Annotated in this window: 7 protein-coding genes; 2 read left to right on the top strand and 5 right to left on the bottom strand. The window is 42.3% G+C overall.

What is annotated here, in order from left to right; genetic code table 11:
- Positions 1–135: 135 nt before the first annotated feature.
- Both L0J61_RS07515 and L0J61_RS07510 read right to left on the bottom strand, forming a co-directional pair.
- On the bottom strand, positions 136–942 hold the full coding sequence (locus L0J61_RS07515; protein WP_301465761.1) for an MBL fold metallo-hydrolase: 807 nt from the start codon (positions 940–942) through the stop codon (positions 136–138).
- Between the two features lie 211 nt (positions 943–1,153).
- Positions 1,154–3,241, bottom strand: coding sequence for a catalase (locus L0J61_RS07510; protein ID WP_367651948.1), 2,088 nt, complete (start codon positions 3,239–3,241; stop codon positions 1,154–1,156).
- 446 nt (positions 3,242–3,687) lie between these two features.
- On the opposite strand from L0J61_RS07510, the gene L0J61_RS07505 reads away from it, so the two are divergent.
- A complete protein-coding gene (locus tag L0J61_RS07505; protein WP_301465758.1) occupies positions 3,688–4,479 on the top strand; it encodes a dienelactone hydrolase family protein in 792 nt (263 codons plus the stop codon).
- A gap of 103 nt (positions 4,480–4,582) precedes the next feature.
- Here L0J61_RS07505 and L0J61_RS07500 read toward each other — a convergent pair whose 3' ends face one another.
- From L0J61_RS07500 to L0J61_RS07490, 3 genes are all read right to left on the bottom strand, one after another.
- The gene (locus L0J61_RS07500) at positions 4,583–5,224 is read right to left on the bottom strand and encodes a DUF938 domain-containing protein (RefSeq protein ID WP_301465757.1); all 642 of its coding nucleotides are present in this window, start codon (positions 5,222–5,224) and stop codon (positions 4,583–4,585) included.
- A 74-nt stretch (positions 5,225–5,298) separates the two neighbouring features.
- Complete coding sequence (locus L0J61_RS07495; protein WP_301465755.1) at positions 5,299–5,763, bottom strand: flavodoxin family protein; 465 nt, start codon at positions 5,761–5,763, stop codon at positions 5,299–5,301.
- Between the two features lie 33 nt (positions 5,764–5,796).
- The gene (locus L0J61_RS07490; protein ID WP_301465753.1) at positions 5,797–6,210 is read right to left on the bottom strand and encodes an OsmC family protein; all 414 of its coding nucleotides are present in this window, start codon (positions 6,208–6,210) and stop codon (positions 5,797–5,799) included.
- A gap of 177 nt (positions 6,211–6,387) precedes the next feature.
- Between L0J61_RS07490 and L0J61_RS07485 the strand changes: the two genes are divergently transcribed.
- On the top strand, positions 6,388–7,746 hold a 1,359-nt coding region (locus tag L0J61_RS07485; protein ID WP_301465752.1), incomplete at its 3' end, for a hypothetical protein.

The raw sequence follows: 7,746 nt of genomic DNA, 5'->3' as shown, positions 1-7,746 counted from the left end.
TATCTATTTAGCAGCGACGATTATCCATTTACGGTAATTGTCAACACACCCTAGGATAAGTTTTTCACAGCCTTTGTAAATACAGCACGCAAGTAAAGCTTGTACCAGTAGCACGATAACACAATCGTATCGATTTTATTTTTCATTGAACATATTATTTCTACGTTTTCGCTTAAACATATTAAGGCCAGTATTTTGCCGCCACCGCAGCTTGTGCTTGATCGTGTCTTTAATCGTTCGTGGATGCTTAGGTGCCAAAGCAATCAACTTATCAAATGTCGATTCGTCTATTGCCAACTCACGCCCATGCGCCATCATGACCACCGAAGGATTCAACTCTTTAATTCGTTGTAGTGATTGAATATAAACCTTGGGGTCGTAGATGGGAAAAGGGGCAACAAACTTATGCCTTAGCTTAATGATTAGATCTGCTGTATACACTCGCCGACTAGGCACGTGGAACAAAGATATATCACGGTCTGTGTGTCCTGGTGTCTCAAGCACTTGCCATTCATTAAATTCTGGCACACAGTCACCATCTTTAAGGGTTACATCGGTGGCCAAGTTTGCTGAGTAATACAGACATCTAAACGAACGGCCTTGCCGCCGCGCCACATAATGTGCCAAGCCCATATCTATAAGATGCATGGTACGCCCGCCGATACCGCTATACCATTGGCGTTTTTTGTCTGCTGATACAATCAGACAGCCTGTCGCTTCTTTAAAATTATGCGCGCCACCAGCATGATCTGGATGCATATGAGTGACCACAACGACTTTCAAGTCAGTAACTGGCCTTTGTAATGTAGTTTTAATATAATCCAGCACCATCTCCACATCAGGGCGACAACCACCGTCAAGTAGCATAATTTTACTTGGATACACCGCAAGATACGTACTTTGTATATATCCATCTAAACGCACAATATCACATAAACTCATTTGCATTCCCTGCCTAATTGTTCACCAACTTCCTGATGCTTCCCTGCAATTTGATAACGCTTTTCCAGTATAACGCTTCTTATTATATCTATATGAACTTTGAGTGAACGCTTGTGACTACAAACTATTCCCTCTCCTAGAAACAAAAAACTCAGCACTGAGACTGAGTTTTTGCTGGAGTTCGGGTTGTTTTAAAAAATCAGGAAATTAATTACGCCAAATCACGTACCTTTGGCTCACGCTCCCATAAACGAGACTTCGCATTTGCAATAAAGCTATCTAGCTCAGCGAGTGGCGTGACAAAACTGTCTTTTTCAATTGGCAGTTTACTCAAGATAAACTCATCCGTTGCTCCGCAATACGTAATCGCTTTGCAATGACCATACGCATCGTTGAACCAATCTAAGGCTGAGCTGTCTTTGGCTAGCTTTTTAGCTTGATCAGGCATGATGATACTCACCACAGCATCGAACATCACTGACGGGCCACCAGCGAGACGCTCATCGGCCTGTATGCGTGTACCATCATCCAACACCACCTCTTTACTAGGTGCCACTATTTTAACACTAGCGCCCCGCTCCTTAGCGGCGTCTTCAAACTTCTTAATCTCGCTACCATTAGAGCCTTCTGCGACCAATATACCAATCAGACGACCTTTTAGACTGTCAGGCGTCAGACCTATGGTTTGTACCGCTTTAGAGGTTGCTATATCTAGTACAGGTGCAGCGGCGTCCGCAGGTTCTGGCAAATCCATACCAAGTGCGGTCGCCACACGATTGGCCAAGTCTTCATCGATATGAATCAGATGACCAAGCATACGAGCACGTACATGTGCCGTATCTACTTTACCGAGCTCAAAGGCATAGGCGGTTGCGATATGCGCTTGCTCCGTGGGTGTTTGGCTACGATAAAACATCCGTGGCTGACTGTAATGATCTGCGAAACTCTCTGCACGGACGCGACCTTTTACCCCATCATCTAGCTGCTCATGAAATGATTCAAAGCCTTCTTTAACGCTTTCACGTGGTCTCGTTGTATCTAAACTCTGTGGCTCATACAGTGTACGGGTTTTGGGTGTCTGCATTTGCATATGACCATCTTGCTGATTATTGGCAAACGGACATTTTGGTGCATTAATTGGCAGTTGTGCGAAGTTTGGCGAGCGTAAACGTGATAGCTGAGTATCTAAATAGCTGAACAGTCGACCTTGTAATAACGGATCGTTACTGAAGTCGATACCTGGTGGTAGATGTGATGGGCAAAACGCGACTTGCTCCGTTTCTGCAAAGAAATTGTCCGGATAACGATTGAGTACCATTTTACCAACCGTCTTAACTGGTACCAACTCTTCTGGAATTAGCTTGGTCGCATCGAGGTGGTCAAATGGGAATTCGTTGGCCTCTTCTTCGGTAAATAATTGAACGCCAAACTCCCATTCAGGATAGTCGCCATTGTTGATTGATTCGAACAAATCACGACGATGATAATCGGGATCTGCGCCTGAGACTTTCACTGCTTCATCCCAAGTGGTTGACTGTACACCCAATACTGGCTTCCAGTGAAAACGTACAAAGGTACTCTTGCCTTCTTTATTAATTAAACGATAACTATGGATACCAAAGCCTTCCATCATCCGTAGGCTACGCGGTAGACCACGGTCACTCATCAGCCAGATCAGATTATGCATCGTTTCAGGAGTTAGTGACACAAAGTCCCAAAAAGTATCATGCGCAGATGCCGCTTGCGGAAAGCCGCGATCAGGCTCAGGTTTTACCGCATGAATCAAGTCTGGGAACTTCATCGCATCTTGAATAAAGAAAATCGGCATATTGTTACCAACGATATCCCAATTGCCTTCTTCGGTATAGATTTTTACGGCAAAACCACGCACATCACGTGGCGTATCTTTTGAGCCTTTGTTACCAGCTACTGTTGAAAAACGAGTAAACAGAGGCGTCTGCTTATCTGTCTCGGTCAAAATCTTCGCGGTGGTAAAATCTTCTAGAGATTCTGTCAGCTCAAAATAACCGTGTGCAGCACTACCACGCGCATGAACGATACGCTCAGGAATACGCTCATGGTCAAAATGATGGATTTTTTCACGTAATACAAAATCCTCTAACAATGTCGGGCCACGTGAGCCTGCTTTTAGAGAGTTTTGATTGTCGGAGATGGCAACGCCTTGTTGCGTCGTCAAAGCTTTGACGTCCTCACCAGCACGCTGATGAGTTTCGCCCCCATTGCCACGTTCAGTATTCGGTGGTGTGTCAAAAAGTATGCTGATTAAAACTTGAACAATTTTTGAAGCCTTGAAAGCCCTATAGAATCAGAGAACTTAGCATAGATTTCTTATTGACTTCTATCGCCAGCATACTTTTTAGAACACCACCCAGTATTCATGTCTTTAGCGGGGTCGGTATGATCAATATTATTATTCATTATGCTTCCTAGCTAGTCATTAAAAGTGGGCTCTATACAGAGCTATCTCTAATACTAGCTAATAGCTATGACTGATTCACGCTACTCCTTGTGCGACCTTGTTGATATTTAGTTAAAGCTTACCTACTAAAAACACCTTTATTATATTTTATGGCTCATGCTATGATTGATAATCGTTTTCCATATTGTAGTCATGCTTTACGATCGATCACCGGACGATATCGTTGAGAGTGATTATTTTTGACCACCATAAATATTCATTTAGTTTGCTCATCTTTCTTTTACCATAAAACAGCGAGGCTACTAATGTTATCCAATTCACCAAACACCGATACAGTCAATTTTCGCTCACTGATGCTCGGCGCTTCTCTAGGCCTAATGGGATTTATGGCTAGCCAGACAGCCGCTGCAATCACCACAAAAAACATCTCCTATGCGGTCGACGATCAGGTATACGAAAGTTATTACGCCGAAGCTGACAAGGCTGATGCCCCTTTTATCTTACTGATTCACGATTGGGATGGATTAACAGATTATGAGCGTAAACGTGCAGACATGTTAGCTGAGGAAGGCTACAACGTGTTGGCAGCAGACATGTTTGGACAAGGCGTACGCCCGACATCTATTGAAGAAAACAAACGCCTAACGGGCGAGCTCTATGATGATCGCAGCAAAATGCGTCGTTTACTACAGGGTGCGTTGAACGCAGGGCGTCTAGAGGGTAATGTCGTAAGCGAAGGTACGACCATGGGTTATTGCTTTGGTGGTACCGTTGCTTTAGAGCTTGCCCGTTCCGGATTTCCACAAAAAGCATTTGTACCTTTCCACGGTGCTTTCGACATCCCAGCAGGTCAAAGTTATGACAAAACCTCTGGAGAAATATTGGTATTCCATGGCTCAGCTGATGAATCTGTCTCTTTAGAGAGCTTTGCGACTTTAGGAGAGACCTTAGAGGCAGCCAGCGTACCACATGAGATGGTCACTTATAGCGGCGCGCCACATGCTTTTAGTGTGTTCGGTAGTGATAGATACGATGAGCGTGCTGATAAGCGTTCTTGGAAACGCTATTTGGACTTTCTGGAAGAAGAATATAAATAGTCCGACAGCGTAAGAAACAAGCAAACCTCAGTAAAGAGTCACTTCAATCGATCTTTTTCTGATCTCAATTGAGGCGGCTTCTCTGTTCTAAGAACTTGATGTTTTATACCTTTTGGAACACCAATATTTGGTTATTGGCAGGCATTGCGTACCTTTCGGATAATGTGAGCCTATGTTGTCGTGCTACTTCTAGTATGTCTTCTAAATGACGAATGCCACTTTTTGGATCACGCTGCCGTAGACGGTTATCAAATTGTTGATTGCTAGCACTGGTATAGTGTCCGTTTTCATTAAATGGACCATATACTATCAACTTTCCTCTTAACGGTAACGCACCTCCAACTAGCTCAAACAGTTTCTCGACGAACGGCCACGATATGATATGCAAGGTATTAGCGGTGAAAACAGTATCATAAGAAGGCTGTACATCGTTAGCAGGTAGCATATCGTAAGCAAGGTCAAACCTTAATGGTGCATGCAAATTCTGTGCGGGATATGAAGCATGCCACGCTTTGATAGCCGTGTGGTTGTTGCTGACGTCACTGGTTTGCCACTGCAGATGAGTGAGTCGCGGTGCAAAATAGACGCTATGTTGACCAGTACCAGAGCCAATTTCCAATACATGCACATGACCTTGTAGCTCTTTTTGCAGGACAGATAAGATAGGATCTTTATTATTTTCACATGCTTGAGAAAATGGCAATGTAGCATGGCTTTCTTGCTCATCTGAACTTTTATGATGCATCCTTACTCCTTACGGTCTGCTTCTAGTCAAACCAGACTAAAAAACACGCTCCAAAACAAATTATCGGGACAGGGTCAATAAATACCTGCCTCTACCCCAGCTGCTAACGCCATGGCCATTTCTTCTACCTGTTTAGCAAAGCTGTCTTGCCAATCACCTTGCAAAATCAATGCATCTTGAACCCACTCCCAACGCAGCCCGGTTGTAATGGTTTTTATGGCCGTTTTAGTACCTGTACCATCGTGACCGGCGCGGATATATAATGCAAATGGCATGCCTTGCTTCTCTTCCAATACTGGATAGTAACATCGATCGAAGAAATCCTTGGTCAATCCAGCCATATATGCCAAGTTCTCAGTCGTTCCTAGCAATAACGCATCTGCATTCAATACATCCTCAGGCTGCGTGTCCTGCGGCGACTTGAAGATTATATTAACATCCAAGTCCGCGTGATTAGCACCCTCATAGGCGGCTTGTGCTAACTTTTTGGTATTTGGCGATGGTGCATGAGCAACGATAAGCAATGCTTTAACTGTCATAAGTTCACCTTCTTGTTCTTAGTTTTTGGCGGTCTACAGTGGTTTTTCATGCCTAATAGTAACAATCTGTGTGATGTCAGGGTGAATGCTTTGAGCCACTGGACAGGTAAGCGCCATTTTATAAAATATTTTTTGAGTTCTATCATCCAGTGGTTGGCTGAAAGTGATAATTACATGAACCTCACTCACTCGTCTTGGCTCAGCTGCCATGACTTTCGTTACTTCAGCTGTCGTACCTGCAATATCGATATTCATATCGCGTGCTTTAATACCGATAATAGTAAGCATGCAGCTTGCCAGACTGGTCGCTAACAGATCAGTGGGTGAAAACGCTTCGCCTTTACCTTGATTGTCAATTGGCGCATCAGTGATGATTTCATTGTTAGACTGTAAATGAATGGCGGTAGTACGCAAACCGCCTTGGTAGGTTACTTTTGAGGTCGTCATAGCATTCTCCATTATGTACTACATAGCAGCACGTTTTGTTAGACAATTAGTCCCATCATTTACCCATAACATATATCAACAATTAAACATAATAGGTTTATTAATTGACAAATGTAAACTACAGTTGGTTGTTCAGTATGTCATAAAGTTGACCTAATTTCTAAAGGACTTATTTTAGTGAATATTCATGACTTATCCGAGTATCAGCTCTACAAATTGAAATCTATCGACCCCACACTCAGCTCAGACTGGCAAGAATCTCTTCAGGAAATCCTACCTAAATTACATAAAAAAAGTCAATACAGCGTATATAAAAACATTTTAAAACCACATGGGATAACTATCAACGCCGACAAAAAACTAGAATATAAACGTCCTGAAACGCTATCTTTGGCGATCAACAGTATCCAAACTAATAATAAAGATCTACTAACTATAACCACGCACATGCGAGATATCGTTGACCCCAAAGTTAAAACACATGACGCTATAGTGTTAGCAGATCAAATTGAAGCTTTATTGAGCTACTTGGATAACTTGGACTTTCAAGGATATGTTCAAGATCAAAAAAACCGTCAGAGAATACGAGTGGCTTTTTTATATGAATTGGCGACTTGGATAGATACCGTAGATTTGACCATACATTCAGGTTTACGTCAGCTAAATAGCGACATCATCAAATCCTACTTCAAAGAAGTTTATCTCAAACATCAGATTCAAGGTAGAGAGTTTAGAAGCTGGGATTCATCAGACGTAAATTTTCAACAGCTTGACCATTTTCCACAATTCATTAAAAACGAAGCACTCGATCGAAAGTTCTTTATCGTCGAAGTACAGCATTATTGGTTTTTAATCGGCATTGCAGACCAAAATGACCAAGATCCCTACTCTTTTAGACGCTTTTTGCATGAAGATACTAGCGGTGATCAGCAGCAGTTCGTCTACCTAACTCATGTCATACTAGAAAAAAAGTATATGCAAGATACCGCTTACTTGTCACAAGTCACTTTTTGCATATCAAGGCTCTATACCCTTGATAGAACGATATCTGATAACACCTTAAAGTTTGTCAGTGACATAAAAAGCTTATTTAATAACTACCTAAAGCCGTTGCTTAAAAAACCACTAAAACAAGGTGGCAGCCAACCTGAAGTCGTAATCAAAGAACGCTTAATTAAATACGAAAAGCAGTTAACCATACTAATATTACAAAAACTCCCTGCCATGATAAGGCTCATAGAAAATGATGTGAACGATCGTGACTACTTATTTTACCATGTAGACCAATTAGCAAAACAGATGCTTGATAACGTCCAAGACTTTAGGTTACAGCCGCTCGTAATGTACTCTGAGGATAGTGAAGTCATGGTCGTAAAGCTAATCACATTGCGTAGACTATTAGACGAGTTGCGCTTAGTGCTTGAGTCTGTAAAACAACAGATAGAAAGTTATTCAGACGACTTAAAAATACCGTTGCTCACAGTAAAAGAGAAACTAACAGAGACTGAACAAACTTTAGAAGATCTACAGTGCGAT

Origin of the sequence: Psychrobacter sp. (assembly GCF_030457785.1) — a bacterium.
In the GTDB taxonomy this organism is placed as follows: Bacteria; Pseudomonadota; Gammaproteobacteria; order Pseudomonadales; family Moraxellaceae; genus Psychrobacter.
The sequence above is the reverse complement of the archived record's forward strand: the minus strand, read 5'-3'. Positions and strand labels throughout refer to the sequence as shown.

Coding starts and splice junctions, on each gene's coding strand:
- L0J61_RS07515 (WP_301465761.1), bottom strand. CDS start 942: ATGAGTTTATGTGATATTGTGCGTTTAGATGGATATATACAAAGTACG.
- L0J61_RS07505 (WP_301465758.1), top strand. CDS start 3,688: ATGTTATCCAATTCACCAAACACCGATACAGTCAATTTTCGCTCACTG.
- L0J61_RS07500 (WP_301465757.1), bottom strand. CDS start 5,224: ATGCATCATAAAAGTTCAGATGAGCAAGAAAGCCATGCTACATTGCCA.
- L0J61_RS07495 (WP_301465755.1), bottom strand. CDS start 5,763: ATGACAGTTAAAGCATTGCTTATCGTTGCTCATGCACCATCGCCAAAT.
- L0J61_RS07490 (WP_301465753.1), bottom strand. CDS start 6,210: ATGACGACCTCAAAAGTAACCTACCAAGGCGGTTTGCGTACTACCGCC.